Origin of the sequence: Marinobacterium sp. xm-g-48 (genome assembly GCF_013282925.1) — a bacterium.
GTDB lineage: Bacteria > Pseudomonadota > Gammaproteobacteria > Pseudomonadales > Balneatricaceae > Marinobacterium_E.
In genome coordinates this window covers 127199-142142 of sequence record NZ_WBYQ01000003.1, presented here as the reverse complement: position 1 = coordinate 142142, position 14944 = coordinate 127199, and the positions used below count along the sequence as shown (strand labels likewise).

At 48.8% G+C, this 14944-nt stretch carries 17 protein-coding genes and 1 other RNA gene; 13 read left to right on the top strand and 5 right to left on the bottom strand.

Annotated features, from left to right (window positions below):
- Positions 1-14: 14 nt before the first annotated feature.
- The 8 genes from zapE (at position 15) to XMG48_RS06690 (ending at position 6350) form a co-directional block, all read left to right on the top strand.
- Positions 15-1124 (top strand): cell division protein ZapE, encoded by a 1110-nt coding sequence (gene zapE, locus XMG48_RS06725; RefSeq protein WP_173481302.1) that lies wholly within the window; start codon positions 15-17, stop codon positions 1122-1124.
- Positions 1125-1418: 294 nt separating this feature from the next.
- Positions 1419-1850, top strand: a complete 432-nt coding sequence (rplM, locus tag XMG48_RS06720; protein WP_173481301.1) for a 50S ribosomal protein L13 — start codon at positions 1419-1421, stop codon at positions 1848-1850.
- A gap of 13 nt (positions 1851-1863) precedes the next feature.
- The gene (gene rpsI / locus XMG48_RS06715) at positions 1864-2256 is read left to right on the top strand and encodes a 30S ribosomal protein S9 (protein ID WP_173481300.1); all 393 of its coding nucleotides are present in this window, start codon (positions 1864-1866) and stop codon (positions 2254-2256) included.
- 289 nt (positions 2257-2545) lie between these two features.
- Entirely contained in the window at positions 2546-3142 is a 597-nt protein-coding gene (petA, locus tag XMG48_RS06710; RefSeq protein ID WP_173481299.1) for a ubiquinol-cytochrome c reductase iron-sulfur subunit, read from the top strand.
- Positions 3142-4398: a cytochrome bc complex cytochrome b subunit gene (locus XMG48_RS06705; protein WP_173481298.1), complete on the top strand. Its 1257-nt coding sequence runs from the start codon at positions 3142-3144 to the stop codon at positions 4396-4398. Before petA ends, XMG48_RS06705 begins: the two co-directional genes overlap by 1 nt.
- Positions 4398-5171, top strand: a complete 774-nt coding sequence (locus XMG48_RS06700) for a cytochrome c1 (RefSeq protein WP_173481297.1) — start codon at positions 4398-4400, stop codon at positions 5169-5171. Before XMG48_RS06705 ends, XMG48_RS06700 begins: the two co-directional genes overlap by 1 nt.
- Positions 5172-5264: 93 nt before the next feature.
- On the top strand, positions 5265-5897 hold the full coding sequence (gene sspA / locus XMG48_RS06695; protein WP_173481296.1) for a stringent starvation protein SspA: 633 nt from the start codon (positions 5265-5267) through the stop codon (positions 5895-5897).
- Between the two features lie 3 nt (positions 5898-5900).
- Positions 5901-6350, top strand: coding sequence for a ClpXP protease specificity-enhancing factor (locus XMG48_RS06690; protein ID WP_173481295.1), 450 nt, complete (start codon positions 5901-5903; stop codon positions 6348-6350).
- Positions 6351-6406: 56 nt separating this feature from the next.
- On the opposite strand, the gene XMG48_RS06685 is transcribed toward XMG48_RS06690, so the two are convergent.
- The 4 genes from XMG48_RS06685 to XMG48_RS06670 are packed head-to-tail and all read right to left on the bottom strand — an operon-like array spanning position 6407 to position 9877.
- Positions 6407-6982 (bottom strand): BON domain-containing protein, encoded by a 576-nt coding sequence (locus XMG48_RS06685; RefSeq protein WP_173481294.1) that lies wholly within the window; start codon positions 6980-6982, stop codon positions 6407-6409.
- A 6-nt stretch (positions 6983-6988) separates the two neighbouring features.
- Positions 6989-7576, bottom strand: coding sequence for an SIS domain-containing protein (locus XMG48_RS06680; RefSeq protein ID WP_173481293.1), 588 nt, complete (start codon positions 7574-7576; stop codon positions 6989-6991).
- 7 nt (positions 7577-7583) lie between these two features.
- Entirely contained in the window at positions 7584-7949 is a 366-nt protein-coding gene (locus tag XMG48_RS06675) for a YraN family protein (RefSeq protein ID WP_173481292.1), read from the bottom strand.
- 26 nt (positions 7950-7975) lie between these two features.
- Positions 7976-9877: a penicillin-binding protein activator gene (locus XMG48_RS06670; RefSeq protein WP_173481291.1), complete on the bottom strand. Its 1902-nt coding sequence runs from the start codon at positions 9875-9877 to the stop codon at positions 7976-7978.
- A gap of 42 nt (positions 9878-9919) precedes the next feature.
- Between XMG48_RS06670 and rsmI the strand changes: the two genes are divergently transcribed.
- Both rsmI and rnpB read left to right on the top strand, forming a co-directional pair.
- Complete coding sequence (gene rsmI, locus XMG48_RS06665; protein WP_173481290.1) at positions 9920-10747, top strand: 16S rRNA (cytidine(1402)-2'-O)-methyltransferase; 828 nt, start codon at positions 9920-9922, stop codon at positions 10745-10747.
- A 32-nt stretch (positions 10748-10779) separates the two neighbouring features.
- An RNA gene (rnpB, locus tag XMG48_RS06660) (RNase P RNA component class A) lies at positions 10780-11130 on the top strand.
- 53 nt (positions 11131-11183) lie between these two features.
- Here the strand turns inward: rnpB and XMG48_RS06655 are convergent.
- Positions 11184-11648 carry a cytochrome c gene (locus tag XMG48_RS06655; RefSeq protein WP_173481289.1) on the bottom strand — a complete coding sequence of 155 codons (465 nt, stop codon included), beginning with the start codon at positions 11646-11648 and terminating at the stop codon, positions 11184-11186.
- A gap of 135 nt (positions 11649-11783) precedes the next feature.
- Here XMG48_RS06655 and XMG48_RS06650 point away from each other — a divergent pair, with 135 nt between their 5' ends.
- The 3 genes from XMG48_RS06650 (at position 11784) to XMG48_RS06640 (ending at position 14942) form a co-directional block, all read left to right on the top strand.
- Positions 11784-12692, top strand: coding sequence for a homocysteine S-methyltransferase family protein (locus XMG48_RS06650; RefSeq protein ID WP_173481288.1), 909 nt, complete (start codon positions 11784-11786; stop codon positions 12690-12692).
- 184 nt (positions 12693-12876) lie between these two features.
- The gene (locus XMG48_RS06645) at positions 12877-13701 is read left to right on the top strand and encodes a mannosyl-3-phosphoglycerate phosphatase (protein ID WP_173481287.1); all 825 of its coding nucleotides are present in this window, start codon (positions 12877-12879) and stop codon (positions 13699-13701) included.
- 14 nt (positions 13702-13715) lie between these two features.
- A complete protein-coding gene (locus XMG48_RS06640; protein WP_173481286.1) occupies positions 13716-14942 on the top strand; it encodes a glycosyl transferase in 1227 nt (408 codons plus the stop codon).
- Positions 14943-14944: the final 2 nt, after the last annotated feature.

The following is a 14944-nucleotide window of genomic DNA, read 5'->3' as shown; positions in this document are numbered from 1 at the left end:
GGTCATTATTGCCAATGAGTACTCCACTAGAGCGCTACAAAAAGGATTTGCAGCGCGACGACTTTTCATACGACGCCACTCAAGAGATGGCCGTTGAACACTTGCAGCGACTTCATGATCAGCTAATTGAAGCTGAGAATGCGCCGGCTCCAGGACTTCTGGGTCGTCTTAAGCAAAAAGTGGTGAAAGAGAAGGTGGAGCCGATTAAAGGTCTCTATTTCTGGGGTGGTGTGGGTCGTGGTAAGACCTACTTGATGGATACCTTCTATGACACGCTGCCCTTCGAGAGAAAGATGCGTACGCACTTTCACCGTTTCATGCAGCGAGTCCATGCTGAGCTGAAAGCTTTAGATGGCACTAAAAACCCTTTGGTTACCATCGCTGAGAAGTACTCGAGAGAGACGCGGATTATCTGTTTTGATGAGTTTTTCGTCTCTGATATCACCGACGCGATGATCCTGGGTAGCTTGCTTGAAGAGCTATTTGCCCGCGGCGTCTCTCTTGTAGCGACCTCCAACATCGTGCCTGATGGTCTCTATGAGAATGGTCTGCAACGTGCGCGCTTTATGCCAGCCATTGCGCTGCTTAATCAGTACACCGAGGTCGTGAACGTCGACAGTGGCATCGATTACCGTTTAAGAACACTTGAGCAAGCTGAACTCTACCACTGGCCACTGGATGATGGTGCTGATGAGTCGCTTGAGAAGAGCTTTAATGGTTTGGCACCAGATCTTGAAGAGTTAGAAGAGAACCTGTCGATTGAGATCAACAACCGCATGTTAACGGCTCGTAAAGCTTGTGAGGATGTGATCTGGTTTGACTTCAGTGCGCTGTGTGAAGGGGCGCGCTCACAAAACGACTACATTGAGTTGGCGAAACTCTACCATGCTGTACTCCTAAGTAATGTTCCACAGCTTGGGCGTACCAATGATGATGCAGCGCGTCGCTTTATCAACCTAGTCGATGAGTTTTATGACAGCGGTGTGAAGTTGATTATCTCAGCCGAAAAGCCCATTCATGAGATCTACACAGAGGGTCGATTGGAGTTTGAGATCGAACGAACCAAATCTCGACTGCTTGAGATGCAGTCGCATGAGTACCTGGCGAGAGAGCATAGAGCGTAAGTTGAAAGCGGGTGACAGGCTGAAGCCAGTCACCGAATGTGCTATCTACAACCTGTCCGTGTCTGGCTTCAGCCTGACACGACCCTATCGGCGGTTTTCCAGAGCTTAAAGCAACGCTTCCAACCACCTAAAAAAAATTCAATTTACACTGGTTTTATAAGCATAAATTCCTGTATAATCCGCGCTCCGCGTAATTGCGGAATGGAAGGTTGTGATTACCACACAACGAATAATTATAAGGTAAGTCGGGATCTATCCTCGATTTTGATTCGAGACTTATAGTAGGAAAATACAATGTCATACACTGTTAGCGCTAAGCCAGCCGAAGTAAAACGCGACTGGTACGTTGTTGACGCAGAAGGTAAAACCCTTGGTCGTCTAGCAACTGAAATCGCTCGCCGCCTACGCGGTAAGCATAAAGCGGAATACACTCCGCACGTTGATACTGGCGATTACATCGTCGTTGTTAACGCTGAAAAAGTACACGTTACTGGTAACAAACGTAACGACAAAATGTACTACCGTCACTCTGGTTTCCCGGGTGGTCTTAAAGAAGCAAACTTCAATAAGATGATCCAGACTTTCCCTGAGCGTACGATTGAACTTGCTGTTAAAGGCATGCTGCCAAAAGGCCCTCTAGGTCGTGCGATGTACAGCAAGCTGAAAGTATATGCAGGTACGGAACATCCGCACACTGCTCAGCAGCCTAAAGAATTGAACATCTAAGGGAAAACGAACAATGGCAACTACTCAGTACTACGGCACTGGCCGTCGCAAAACTTCCACTGCCCGCGTTTTCCTGCGTCCAGGCACTGGTTCTGTTTCTATCAACAACCGTACTCTTGAGCAGTACTTCGGTCGTGAAACTGCACGTATGATCGTGATGCAGCCACTTCAACTGACTGAAACTGCTGAGAAATTCGATGTATACGTAACGGTTACTGGCGGTGGCGGTTTCGGTCAAGCTGGTGCTATCCGTCACGGTATCACTCGCGCTCTTATGGAGTACGATGAGACTCTACGTCCTACACTTCGTCAAGCTGGTTTCGTTACTCGTGACGCTCGTGAAGTTGAACGTAAGAAAGTGGGTCTACGTAAAGCACGTAAGAAACCACAGTTCTCAAAACGTTAATTCGTTTTCGGCTCTACAGCCACAAAAAAACCCAAGCAATCGCTTGGGTTTTTTTTCGTTATAACCTTATGATTATTTAGTCTCTCTAAACACCCCTGAATACGACTATTGGCGGGCCTTTCCTTGACCTGTCACCTTGAAAAAATAGGGTCTTTTCTTTACCATTTCGCGCCAGATAGAGGTCTCAATCCGATAGTTCGAGATCTCATGTTAAACGGATTTTATCTTTCGTTTCGCTCCGTCTATTTGAGGTGATCCCTCGATTAGACCAATTAAGGGAGAGTAGTTGATGAGCAATGACGGCGTAAATAAAGGCCGGCGTCGACTTCTAATTGGTGCTACATCTGCAGCGGGTGCAGTGGGCGCAATTGGAGTAGCCGTACCTTTCGTCGCTTCCTGGAATCCTAGTGCCAAGGCGAAAGCCGCTGGTGCACCTGTTAAGGCGGATATCAGCAAGCTAGAGCCAGGTCAGCAGATGATTGTTGAGTGGCGTGGTAAGCCTGTATGGGTTGTACGACGCACTGAAGAAGCATTGGCGAACCTAGAAAAACTGAACGGCCAGTTGGCTGATCCAAGTTCAGAGAAACCTCAGCAGCCAGAATACATTCCAGGAACCTCTGCTCGCTCTTTGCGCCCAGAGATCATGGTAATGGTTGGTATCTGTACACACTTGGGCTGTTCACCAACTTACCGCCCTGAAGTGGCTCCAGATGATATGGGTCCTGAGTGGTTGGGCGGTTTCTTCTGTCCATGTCACGGTTCTCGTTTTGACCTGTCTGGTCGTGTTTATGCGGGCGTTCCTGCACCGACTAACCTGGTCATTCCTCCTCACTCTTACCTTGATGACAACACGCTTGTTATCGGTGTCGATACGGAGACTGCATAATGGCTGGTTCACGCAATAAGGGTAATCCAGGCTTCATGGGCTGGATCGATGATCGTTTCCCAGCGACAGCACTTTGGGATGATCACCTAGCAAAATACTACGCACCAAAAAACTTTAACTTTTGGTACTTCTTTGGCTCTCTTGCTCTATTGGTTCTAGTAAACCAGATCCTAACGGGTATCTGGCTAACGATGAGCTACAACCCAAGCGCTGAAGGTGCGTTTGCTTCTGTTGAATACATCATGCGTGATGTTGAATACGGTTGGTTGCTGCGCTACCTGCACTCTACCGGTGCATCGGCCTTCTTCGTGGTTGTCTATCTGCATATGTTCCGTGGCATGATGTACGGCTCTTACCGTAAGCCTCGTGAGCTTGTGTGGCTGTTTGGTATGACCATCTACCTAGCGCTGATGGCTGAAGCGTTCATGGGTTACCTACTGCCTTGGGGACAGATGTCTTACTGGGGTGCACAGGTAATTGTATCGCTGTTCGGTGCTATCCCTGTCGTGGGTGCTGATCTGCAGCAGTGGATTCGTGGTGACTTCTTGATCTCAGGTATCACTCTGAACCGCTTCTTCGCGCTGCACGTTATTGCACTGCCAATCGTCATTTTAGCGCTTGTAGTACTTCACATCATCGCGCTACACGAAGTGGGCTCTAACAACCCAGACGGTGTAGAGATCAAAGAGAAGAAAGATGAGAATGGCGTACCTCTAGACGGTATCCCTTTCCACCCATACTACACAGTTAAAGATATTGTTGGCGTTGTCGTCTTCCTGTTTGTTTTCTGTACGGTTGTATTCTTCTTCCCTGAGGGTGGCGGTTACTTCCTAGAGAAGCCAAACTTTGAGCCTGCGAACCCGCTGAAAACGCCTGAGCATATTGCACCGGTTTGGTACTTCACACCTTTCTATGCAATCCTGCGTGCGATTACTTTCCCACTGTTTGGCTTGGATGCTAAGTTCTGGGGTGTCGTTGCAATGGGTGCTGCAATTGCGATCCTGTTCGTACTGCCTTGGCTAGATCGCAGCCCAGTTAAGTCGATCCGCTACAAAGGCTGGTTGTCTAAAATCTGGTTGCTCGTATTTGCGATCTGTTTTGTCATTCTGGGTGTTTTAGGTGCGATTCCAGCAACGCCAGAGCGTACTCTGCTTGCTCAGATCTGTACTGCTTTGTACTTTGCATTCTTTATCCTAATGCCATGGTACACACGCATGGAAAGCACTAAACCAGTACCAGAGAGGGTGACAGGCTAATGAAAAAGTTTCTACTTACTCTAGTAGTGGCCCTTATCCCATCAGTAGCTTTGGCTGCTGGTGGTGCAAAAATGCCACTGGAACATATTGAACTGGATCGTACCAACGAAGCCTCTTTGCAGCGTGGTATGGCGACGTTTGTTAACCGTTGTCTTGGCTGTCACTCAGCTCAGTACCAGCGTTACGAGCGTTCAGCGACGGATCTAAACATCCCTGCGAATCTGGTTGAGGAGCACCTCATCTTCGGAGACAAGAAGATCGGTGAGCAGATGACGATCGCTATGAAGTCTTCTGATTCGGCGACATTCTTCGGTAATCCACCACCAGATCTAACGCTAGAGACACGTCTACGTGGTCCAGATTGGGTATACACCTACCTTAAGAGCTTCTACAAAGATGAGTCTCGACCATGGGGCGTTAACAACGCCGTCTTTAAAGATGTGGGTATGCCTAATGTGTTGGAAGATCTTCAAGGTACAGTGACACTTCGTTGTTCACAGGAAGAGCTGCTGCACCGTGGTTTAGAGTCTGAAATCGATCCGCTAACAGGTGTTGCTAAACCGGGCTGTCTAACGGTCGATAATGGCACTGGTTCACTTGAGCCTGCTGAGTTCGATAAGGTGATCTACGACCTTGTTAACTACATGGCTTACATGGCGGAACCGTCTAAAGCAGATTCGCACCGTATCGGTACGAACGTATTGATCTTCTTGTTCTTCTTCTTCTTTATCGCGTTTGCATTGAAGAAAGAGTACTGGAAAGACATACACTAAACGTTCGATTTCTGTTAAATTATAAAATCTACGTATTCCATCGGGGTGCGTAGATTTTTTGTTTCTAATATCTGTTAATTTTTGGAGTAGTAGATGGGCGTGGTAGCTAAACGTTCTTCAATGACCTTTTTCTCTGATGGAGCTGATCATTACAGCCATCGAGTTCGCATTGTTCTGGCGGAAAAAGGTGTAGCGGTTGATATTGTCGACTGCCAAGATGATGAGTTGCCAGAAGATGTTGCTGCTCTTAACCCATACAACAGCTTACCAACACTGCTTGATCGCGAATTGGTTCTGTTCGAATCGAATGTGATGATGGAGTATTTGGATGAGCGTTTTCCACACCCTCCATTGTTGCCAGTATATCCTGTAGCTCGTGCAGAGAGCCGTCTCTACATCTACCGTATTCAACGCGACTGGTGTAGCTACGCTGATACCATTCTTAACAAGAAGGGTAGCGAAGAAGAGATCGATGCTGCACGCAAAGAGCTGCGTGACAGCCTAGTTGCAATCTCACCGATCTTCCAAGAGAAGCCGTACTTCATGAGTGAAGAGTTTAGTTTGGTCGATTGTGTTATTGCTCCCATTCTATGGCGTCTGCCTGCGATGGGTATTGAGCTTCCAGAAGCTCAGTGTAAGCCGCTGATCGCTTACATGGATCGTCTATTTGATCGTGAATCTTTCCAAGAGTCACTATCAGAAGCAGAGCGCGAGATTCGCGAGTAATCCGTGTCTGAACTAACCCCCTCGCGTGGTTACCTACTAAGAGCCCTCAATGAGTGGCTCTTAGATATGGATCTAACGCCCCACATTGCTGTTGATGCTCTGGTGCCAGGCACCGATGTTCCTCAAGAATTTGTCAAAGATGGGCAGATCACGCTCAATATAGCGCCCGGCGCTGTGCGTGATCTCTACATGGACAATGAGGCGCTCAGCTTCAACGCTCGCTTCTCAGGAACGCCTCGACAAGTCTATGTACCGATGGCGGCGCTGATCGCTATTTTTGCCCGCGAGAACGGTGTCGGTATGGGGTTTGGTATGGAACCAGGTGCCGAAGCACTTAATCTTGTGCTAGAAAAGGCGCATGCTGAGCCTAATGGCACTGAAACAGCGACGCCAGAAGCCTCAGCTGCTAAACCTGATGCTGCCAAAAGGCCCGGCTTGCGTGTCGTTAAATAGGCGCTGAGATAATAAAAAGGGAGCACTTAGCTCCCTTTTTTGTGCCTGTTAGCTGCTTATGGCAGTGGTACGTACTCAAATACTTTAACAATGCGCTGCACACCGGGTACTTCACGCACAATCGCTACGGCTTGATCGGCTTCGCGCTGACTAACCAAGCCCATCAAGTAGACAATGCCATTTTCGGTGACAACCTTGACGCGTAGCCCCTCAATTGACTTGTCACTTAAGAGTTTCAGTTTAACGCGGCTGGTTAGGTAGATGTCGTTACTGCGTACAATCGTCGAGCTTGGTCCTGCAATCTCAAGTTCGTTATGGATGCGTTTGACTTCACGTGTCTGCCCAACGATCTGCTCAGCCTCTTGGCGAACATTCTCATTAGGTACCTGGCCCGTTAATAGCACTTGGCCGTTAAAGCTTTTCACATTGATGTGAGATTGAGCCAGTGGTGCCGATCCTTTACTTAGGTTGACCATAACCTTTAGCTCAATGGCTTCATCTTCAATGATGTTACCCAGTGTGCGATTTCCAACGTCTTCGCGAATCGGCTCCTCACGTGATGAGCTTACGATGGTAGAACAACCCGTTACTAGAGTTGTTGTCATCACAAGAGTGGCTAGGACTTTTTTCATGGCAAGTTAAGCTCCAAAAAGTTGATATTCAATAAGATCGAGAAGGCATTGAAGAGTCAGCATCTGTGCCAGGTGGATCGCTGGATCGTCCTCTGCTGCTACGCAGATCTCAATCTCTGTTGGCTCAAGTAGCGCCGTAATATTTCCGCCGTCTCGACCCGTGATCGCGATCACCTGCATTTCGCGGTCGTGTGCCGCTTGAATTGCTTGAATGAGGTTACGATCATTACCTGAAGATGAGATTAATACTAAAACATCTCCGGGTTGACCCAATGCCTGGATTTGGCGCGCATAGGTTTGAACATAGCCAGACTCTTCTGCGGTACCGGTAGTGACACCGGAGTCAGCCCCCAGAGCGATGGCAGGCAGGCCCGGGCGCTCTTCACGAAAGCGCTGCATAAGCGTCGTTGTGAAGTAGTTAGCGATCGATTGACTCGCGCCATTACCGGCACAGATGATTTTGTGCTCTGACATTAAACAGGCTAGCAGCTGTTCAGAAGCGTCAGCAATCACCGGCGAGTAGTGCTCAATGGTTTGAGCGCTAATGCCTAAGGCGGTGTGTAACTGATTGACGATTCTCTCTTCGAGTTCCATATGACTACTAGCTATCGGGTCTAAAGGCATCTTTATACCATAGACAGTTGCTTATCTCGCCCCCTGTAGTGAGAGAAATGACATCAAATCTAAAGTTGTGGTTTGCATAACGTCTATTTTGACCGATCCAGAGATGTGCGGCTTTAATCAGTTTGCGCTTTTTGCTGGCCGTGACGCTCTCGGCGCCCGACCCATAATGGGGGTTTGATCGGACTCTTACTTCAACAAAAACAATCGTTTCGGAGTCCAGCATTACCAGATCAATCTCCCCAAAACGGTAATTCACGTTTCGGTTTAGATATTTTAGACCCTGTTTGCGAAGATACTGTTCTGCGATCTGTTCGCCCTGGTTGCCGATGGTTTTGCGGTTCATAGTCTCATCCTTGAGTCGTTATGAACTTAGTTTAGCTGAACCTCTTGAGTCTGCATGTTGATAGTCTCTGGCTGAGGCTCCTCCGCAGTGTCACTTTCTAAGAGCTTGGCTTCAGGTATCTGTGGTTCGCCCAATAAAACGGGTATACCTTGATCAAATTGAGCCCAGAGTAACTGACGATTAAATCGTCCTGATGGGTCTAGGCTCAATTGGCCTGTCTCCCCCTGCACCGTGAGCTCTGGTGAACTCTTTAGCTGACTTAGAAAGGGGTAGACTTTGACCGCGTCTGAACCCAGTGCGTAGAGGCGTCCAAGTCGACTCCCGCTGTCGGGTCTCTCGAGTGCTAATGAGAGGTTCAAAGCTGTCGTTGGCTGAAGTAACCAGGGTTGGTCTGGGAATTGGATGCGATTAAGGTCGACGTCCCTTGTCTCGTTAAAGTTTCCTTCAAAGTGGTGCGAAGTCGCATAAATGGGGTAATCACCAGCAAAATGGAATGCGAGCATTGGGGTCAGTTGGCGTGCATCCTGTGGTTGAGCGGCCAGCAGAATGGCATCAATATCGCGTCTTGGACGCTCATCAAACTCCAGCGACTCGCCTAATAGTTTTTTAATCGCGTTGTATCGCTCAGTACTTTGATCCGTATTGAGCAGTTGGCTGACCTGAGTAGAGAGATCGCCATTCAGCTCATAACTCAATTCGGCAACGGCTTCTGCGCCGCTAGATTCTAGATTTTGTCTGAAATCATCCGCTAAACGAGCGCCCCATGCCGCGGCTGGGGTGATCAGTGCAAAGCGTTTGTGTCCTTCTAGAGTGGCTCTGGTGACAACCTGTTTGATCTCTTGGTCCGAACCTAGATCGAGTTGAAATAGGTTGTCAGTCAAACGGTCAGTTCGGTTAAAAGTTATAAAAGGGACTGGAAGCTTGCCGTTGTTTCCCAGTTCATCAATCAATTTACCGCGCAAGGGTCCAATCACTAGGTCGGCTTGCTGCTCAACTGCATAGGCGACGATGCTCTCAGCACTGGCACCCTCTGTATCGATGCTTACTAACTCAGGAGCTTCAAGTCCACGTTGTGAGCGTGATTTAAGCGCAGCAATAACGCCCTCTGAAATGATTCGAGCCGGCTCAGCCAAGGGGCCGCTGAAGGGTAGGGCAATGAGGATTCGTTTGGCAGAGATGACATCGCCATCGAGAAGAGACGCGAGAGCTGCAGGTGGCGTATTACTTGCAGGGTGTTTGTCCCAGAGTGTTCGCCACTGTGAGGCGACTTCGCGTTGGGCTGTTAAATCGTTGATATTGGCAAGCTGCAGCGCGAGCTCAATCCACCCTTGGGTAACAAATCCATAGTTTGAGAAGTTGGCCGCAACCAAAGTTTCATTGTCGACTTGGTTAATCAGTGCCCAGATTTGGTCGTTGACACTCTGCTGTTGATCGAGCGAGAGCTCGTTAAGTTCACTCAGAGATAAAACAGCGCTGAGCGGGTTGTTTTGCTGTTCGAAAATGTCTGCTTTGAGCAGTGCGATCTCAACACGCTGTTCGCTGTTAAGTGTGGGAAGGTTTTGATCCGTTAAGCGGTTCAGCGCTGACCCACTATCACCCAGCTTAAGGTAGGCTTTTGCCTCTAATTGAACGACATTGAAAGCGTTATTACTGTTGATGCCTGCTAGATTGATGACTGACAGACTGTTAGCCGCCTCTTTGTAACGTTGCTGATCAAATAGCAGGTTAGCGGCTTTCAGGCGGAGTTCAGCAGCCTGATCGCCACGAGAATTGATCGCTTGCAGCAAAATGTCTGCGGCCGTGCTTGCCTGCTTTGGCGAATCCGGTGTTTTATCGACGACAGTTGGTTTTTCTAGTTGAGGAGTACAGCCTGCCACTAGTAAAGCTAATATTGCGCTTCTTCCTAACAACTTCAATGCGTTGCTCATGTTATAGTCCACACCCTGTAACTCAAATCGGATGGATATCATATGTCTTTGCCAACCCTGTATGTTGTGGCAACGCCCATTGGAAATCTTGCGGACCTTACGCCTCGTGCGCAGCAAGTGTTAACCGATGTCGACCTTGTTGCGGCTGAGGATACTCGCCATACAGGAAAGCTTCTGCAGCACTTTAACATTAAAGCGAACTTGATATCAGTACATGATCACAATGAGCGCCAACGCGCGGGATTGATTATTGATCAGTTGGCGGCTGGAAAGAGTGTTGCTCTAGTGTCTGATGCGGGAACTCCGCTCATTTCGGATCCCGGCTTTGTTCTGGTGCGGGCCGTTAAGGAGGCTGGTTATGCCGTCTCACCGATTCCTGGGTGTTGTGCCTTTGTTGCCGCTTTAAGTGCCTCTGGCATGCCTTCTGATCGCTTCTCATTTATCGGCTTTCTACCAGCTAAAACGGGTGCTCGAGTCAAAGCGTTAGAGCAGTTGTCTGATCGTGAAGAGACGCTGATTTTTTATGAATCGACCCACCGCATCGTCGACTCCCTAAAAGATATGCAGAGCGTCTTTGGTGATCAGCGAATGGTGGGCGTGGCTCGAGAGATCACAAAGACGTTTGAGACTATCCACTCAGCACCCATTGCAGAGCTGATTGAGTGGATGTTGGCTGACGCTAACCAGCAACGTGGTGAGTTCGTTGTGATGGTTGAAGGGGCTGTCAAAGAGGAGGGCTCTTTGAATGAAGAGACTCTTCGCGTACTCAATTTATTGGCTGCTGAACTGCCTCCCAAAAAGGCCGCTGCCATCACTTCTGAGATCACGGGTGTTGGAAAAAAAGAGCTCTATCAGCAGCTAATTTCCTAGGGGGCCGTTTCGAAGCGTGCTATGCTTTACTCTGAGTCTTTTAGACAGTCGCCGCTCTGCTTGCAGAGGGGAGGAAAGTCCGGGCTCCATAGGGCAAAGTGCCAGATAACGTCTGGGCGGCGTGAGCCGACGGAAAGTGCAGCAGAAAGTATACCGCCTAAGCGCTTCGGCGCCGGTAAGGTTGAAAAGGTGCGGTAAGAGCGCACCGCGTGGGTGGCAACACTCCACGGCGATGGTAAACCCCACTCGGAGCAAGACCAAATAGGGACCTGTTAGGCGTGGCCCACGCTAGGTCCGGGTAGGTCGCTGGAGGTTAGGAGTGATCCTAATCCTAGATGAATGACTGTCCACGACAGAACCCGGCTTATCGAAAGACTCACCCAATACCAAAAAGGCCGCTCTCAAATAGAGCGGCCTTTTTATTGGTCACTACCGCCTAATCTTTATATTTTTTATGGCACTCTATGCACTGGTTTCTAAGGCTGTGCAGTGTGTCTTGAAAACGCTTCAGATCGTTTGGAGTCTCTTCTGAAAGTTGCTCGGTGGTTGCAACAAACTCCGCCATCATCGATTGAAATTCAGAACCCTCGCTCCAGATCGATGCATTAGCATCACCCCAGGGGGCTTTAGGTTCAAACTGGGAAGCTAAGGGCTGTGTCGCTTTGACTAGATTGGCCGAATACTTCTTGATCAGCTCTGGCTGAAAAGAGATTCGCTCTTTGGCCATATCGTCCAGTGGTGAAAAATTACGCCGTACCTCCTTAAAGCTGTCAGTACGAAGCGAATGCCACTCTCTAAAATACTTCCCATCGGTCTCTTGGGTGTAGTGTTGGTAACCCAAAACGGATAAACCGATCATTGCCAGTAAACCGATCGTGATGATGGATATTTTTCTGTTCATGTCATTTGCCTGAATTGAGCTCTATTCATAGATTACAAATTTCGCTAGGGTAGCAACCCGTTTAGCTTTTGTGCCGTATACGATACCTCATGCGTAGCCGTTCAGGCAGATAATTTAACAATAGGTGTTAGGGTTTTGGTTAACGTTGGTTTTTTGGATGGTGGTGTAGGTCAGGAGATCTTTCAGCGTGCGGGCAAGCCACGTCACGCTCTCTGGTCTGTCGAAGTTATGATGAACCAGCCTGATGTTGTTCGTCAGGTGCACTCGGATTATCTTAATGCTGGTGCGAGAACACTCTGTCTAAATACCTACACTGCGACCCCAACTCGTCTCAAGCGAGCGGGTGTCACTCACCCTATTGAGTCCATCTACAGCTTGGCCAGCAAAACGCTAGAATCCATTCGTGAATCCTCTGACACTCATTTTGATATTGCAGGTGTGTTGGCTCCGATTGAGGGGAGCTATTTACCCAATCCGCCACGCAGCTACCAAAGCCTGTTAGATGAGTTTCGATTGATCTGTGCGCTGCAGCCAGAGGTTGATCTGTTAATGATCGAAACGATGAGCAACTCCACTGAAGCGCGTGCTGCATGCCGGGCGGCACAAGAGACCGGTAAGCCTTTTACTCTTGGTATCCGTGTTGAACCCAATGGTCTGTTGAGATCAGGGGAGTCGATAGAAGATCTCTTAACCGCTGTGAAAGAGTTTGATCCCAATGGGTACTGGATCAACTGCTCTGCACCCGAGGAGGTGCCTGCAGCATTGAAACAGATCGCTGACCATCACAAACCCTTTGGTGCCTACGCTAATGGCTTCTCATCTGTTGAGCCCCTGGCTGCTGGTAACTCGGTCGCCGAGTTGATGGAGCGTAAAGATCTTACCCCGCATCAGTATGCCGAACTGGCGCTGGATTGGTTTGAAACGGGTGCTCGGTTAATCGGTGGTTGTTGCGCGATCTCTCCCAAGCACATGCAGCAGACGGCCGAGTTGCTCTCTCTTCAGGGTGCGCAGTTGGTGCCGGTCTCACAGATCCTGAAACCCTAATCGCTACTAAGCCACTAGGCGGTCGTTAGGTGTGCACCATCATGGTGCATAACTCTGCCCATTGACTGTGCATTTTTGGTGCGTACTCTCAATCTGTTTATATTTTATCCTATAAAAACAAAGGTTTATAATTTCTGGTACCCTGTTTGCAGTAGCTTCATAACGAATACTTAGATGAACTGTTATGAGTCGACTACTGCTCTCTACCGATCTGGATGGAACCCTTCTAGATCACTACACCTATAGTGCCGCGCCCGCGGACACACTCTTTCCGCTATTAAATCGGCTGAATATCCCTTGGATTTTCAATACCAGTAAAACAGCACCTGAGTTGATTGCGCTGCGAAGCCAGTTGGCCAACTCACACCCCTTCAGTGTCGAGAACGGTGGAGCTATTTATCTGCCCAAGGGGAGTCAGTTAGCAGCTGATTGGGAGATGCAAGAGCACCTCGGGTTTAACGTCATCAATCTTGGCCTGACACGCTCTGAAATTTTGTCACGAGTTGAGCCTTTCAGATCGCAGTTCAACTTCTATGGTCTGTCGGAGGTCTCTGCTGATGAGATGGCTGCTTTGACCGGGCTCTCGCTTGAACGGGCTCAGTTAGCTCTGGATAGGAACTTCAGCGAACCCCTGGTCTGGAGAGACTCTGAAGAGCAGCTTCAACGTTTTGCGCTATCTCTAGCGAAGGTGGGTATCCAAGTCGTTAAAGGGGGGCGTTTTGTCCACCTGCAAGGTGAAGTATCAAAAGCGCTCTCTCTTGCGTGGTTGATCGATCAGTATAAAACGCTTTGGAACAGTAGTGTCGAGAGTGTTGCGCTGGGTGATGGTGAGAACGATCGCGCGATGCTTGAGATGGCGGATATTGCCATACAGGTTCGATCTCCCGTTCATAGCTTTCCAGTTATTAATGCCTCAGGTGAGGTGATTCAAACAGATCTTTGCGGGCCAGAGGGTTGGTATCAAGCGGTTAAGGCCTTGATCACTGATCGATTCCCCGATGCATTTTAATTTAGGAGTATTTCATGGGCGATTTTTATCAAAACGGTATCATTACAACGCTGCATAATTTGTCAGATAGACCGGTTGAAGCGCTTGAATCAGAGTTGATGGAGTTCTCTAAGCAGCGGCCAATGGGGTTGATCCTACCCTGTCTCTACTCGGAGTTGGAGACCGAAGCGATGCCCAATATTCTTGAGCATCTAAAGCAGGTCCCCTACCTGTCACAGATCGTGATCGGTCTAGATAGGGCCGATGAACAGCAGTACCGTGATGCCTTAAAATTTTTCTCCGATCTTCCACAAAATACCAAAGTGCTCTGGAATGATGGCCCACGTCTGCGTGCCGTTGATGAGATTTTGCAAAGTCATCAGCTATCCCCCGATCAACCCGGTAAGGGGCGGAATGTTTGGTTCTGCATGGGTTATGTATTGGCATCGGGTGTTGCCGAGTCTGTGGCAATGCACGACTGTGATATTTTGACCTACGATCGTTCTCTGCTGGCGCGACTTATCTACCCGGTTGCCAACCCCAACTTCAACTACGAGTTCTGTAAGGGGTTCTATGCGCGGGTGGCTGACGGCAAGATTAATGGTCGTGTCAGTCGATTGTTGGTTACCCCGCTGTTAAGAGCACTGAAGAAAGTGTGTGGGCCTCTCGATTATCTGGAGTATCTAGACAGTTATCGCTACCCCTTGGCGGGCGAGTTTTCGTTCAGACGCGATGTGATGAATGATATTCGTATCCCATCCGATTGGGGTCTGGAGATTGGCGTATTAAGTGAGATGACTCGCAACTACTCCAACAACCGCCTCTGTCAGGTTGATATTGCCGACATCTACGATCACAAACATCAGGATATCTCGCTCGATAATGAGAATGCCGGACTCTCTAAGATGTCGATCGACATTACCAAAGCGGTGTTCAGAAAGTTGGCGACCAATGGCATTGTCTTTAATCAAGAGACCTTCCGAACCATTAAAGCGACCTACTTCCGGATTGCTCTCGATTTTGTAGAGACCTATCGAAACGATGCTTTGATCAACGGTTTGAAGTTAGACGTTCATCACGAGGAGCAGGCTGTTGAGCTGTTCGCTCAGAACATTATGAAGGCGGGAACTCACTTCTTGGATCATCCAATGGAGACCCCCTTTGTACCAAGCTGGAACCGCGTGATCAGTGCCTGCCCAGATGTGCAGCAGATGATTTTAGATGCGGTCGAAGCGGATATGAGCGAATTTGGGGAGGGTTGATC

What these genes read in the sequence shown, in the direction of transcription:
- XMG48_RS06645 (WP_173481287.1), top strand. Translation starts at nt 12,877, where the DNA reads ATGAGTCGACTACTGCTCTCTACCGATCTGGATGGAACCCTTCTAGAT.
- petA (WP_173481299.1), top strand. Translation starts at nt 2,546, where the DNA reads ATGAGCAATGACGGCGTAAATAAAGGCCGGCGTCGACTTCTAATTGGT.
- XMG48_RS06700 (WP_173481297.1), top strand. Translation starts at nt 4,398, where the DNA reads ATGAAAAAGTTTCTACTTACTCTAGTAGTGGCCCTTATCCCATCAGTA.
- XMG48_RS06670 (WP_173481291.1), bottom strand. Translation starts at nt 9,877, where the DNA reads ATGAGCAACGCATTGAAGTTGTTAGGAAGAAGCGCAATATTAGCTTTA.
- XMG48_RS06640 (WP_173481286.1), top strand. Translation starts at nt 13,716, where the DNA reads ATGGGCGATTTTTATCAAAACGGTATCATTACAACGCTGCATAATTTG.
- XMG48_RS06655 (WP_173481289.1), bottom strand. Translation starts at nt 11,648, where the DNA reads ATGAACAGAAAAATATCCATCATCACGATCGGTTTACTGGCAATGATC.
- rplM (WP_173481301.1), top strand. Translation starts at nt 1,419, where the DNA reads ATGTCATACACTGTTAGCGCTAAGCCAGCCGAAGTAAAACGCGACTGG.
- XMG48_RS06675 (WP_173481292.1), bottom strand. Translation starts at nt 7,949, where the DNA reads ATGAACCGCAAAACCATCGGCAACCAGGGCGAACAGATCGCAGAACAG.
- rpsI (WP_173481300.1), top strand. Translation starts at nt 1,864, where the DNA reads ATGGCAACTACTCAGTACTACGGCACTGGCCGTCGCAAAACTTCCACT.
- XMG48_RS06705 (WP_173481298.1), top strand. Translation starts at nt 3,142, where the DNA reads ATGGCTGGTTCACGCAATAAGGGTAATCCAGGCTTCATGGGCTGGATC.
- sspA (WP_173481296.1), top strand. Translation starts at nt 5,265, where the DNA reads ATGGGCGTGGTAGCTAAACGTTCTTCAATGACCTTTTTCTCTGATGGA.
- rsmI (WP_173481290.1), top strand. Translation starts at nt 9,920, where the DNA reads ATGTCTTTGCCAACCCTGTATGTTGTGGCAACGCCCATTGGAAATCTT.
- zapE (WP_173481302.1), top strand. Translation starts at nt 15, where the DNA reads ATGAGTACTCCACTAGAGCGCTACAAAAAGGATTTGCAGCGCGACGAC.
- XMG48_RS06685 (WP_173481294.1), bottom strand. Translation starts at nt 6,982, where the DNA reads ATGAAAAAAGTCCTAGCCACTCTTGTGATGACAACAACTCTAGTAACG.
- XMG48_RS06680 (WP_173481293.1), bottom strand. Translation starts at nt 7,576, where the DNA reads ATGGAACTCGAAGAGAGAATCGTCAATCAGTTACACACCGCCTTAGGC.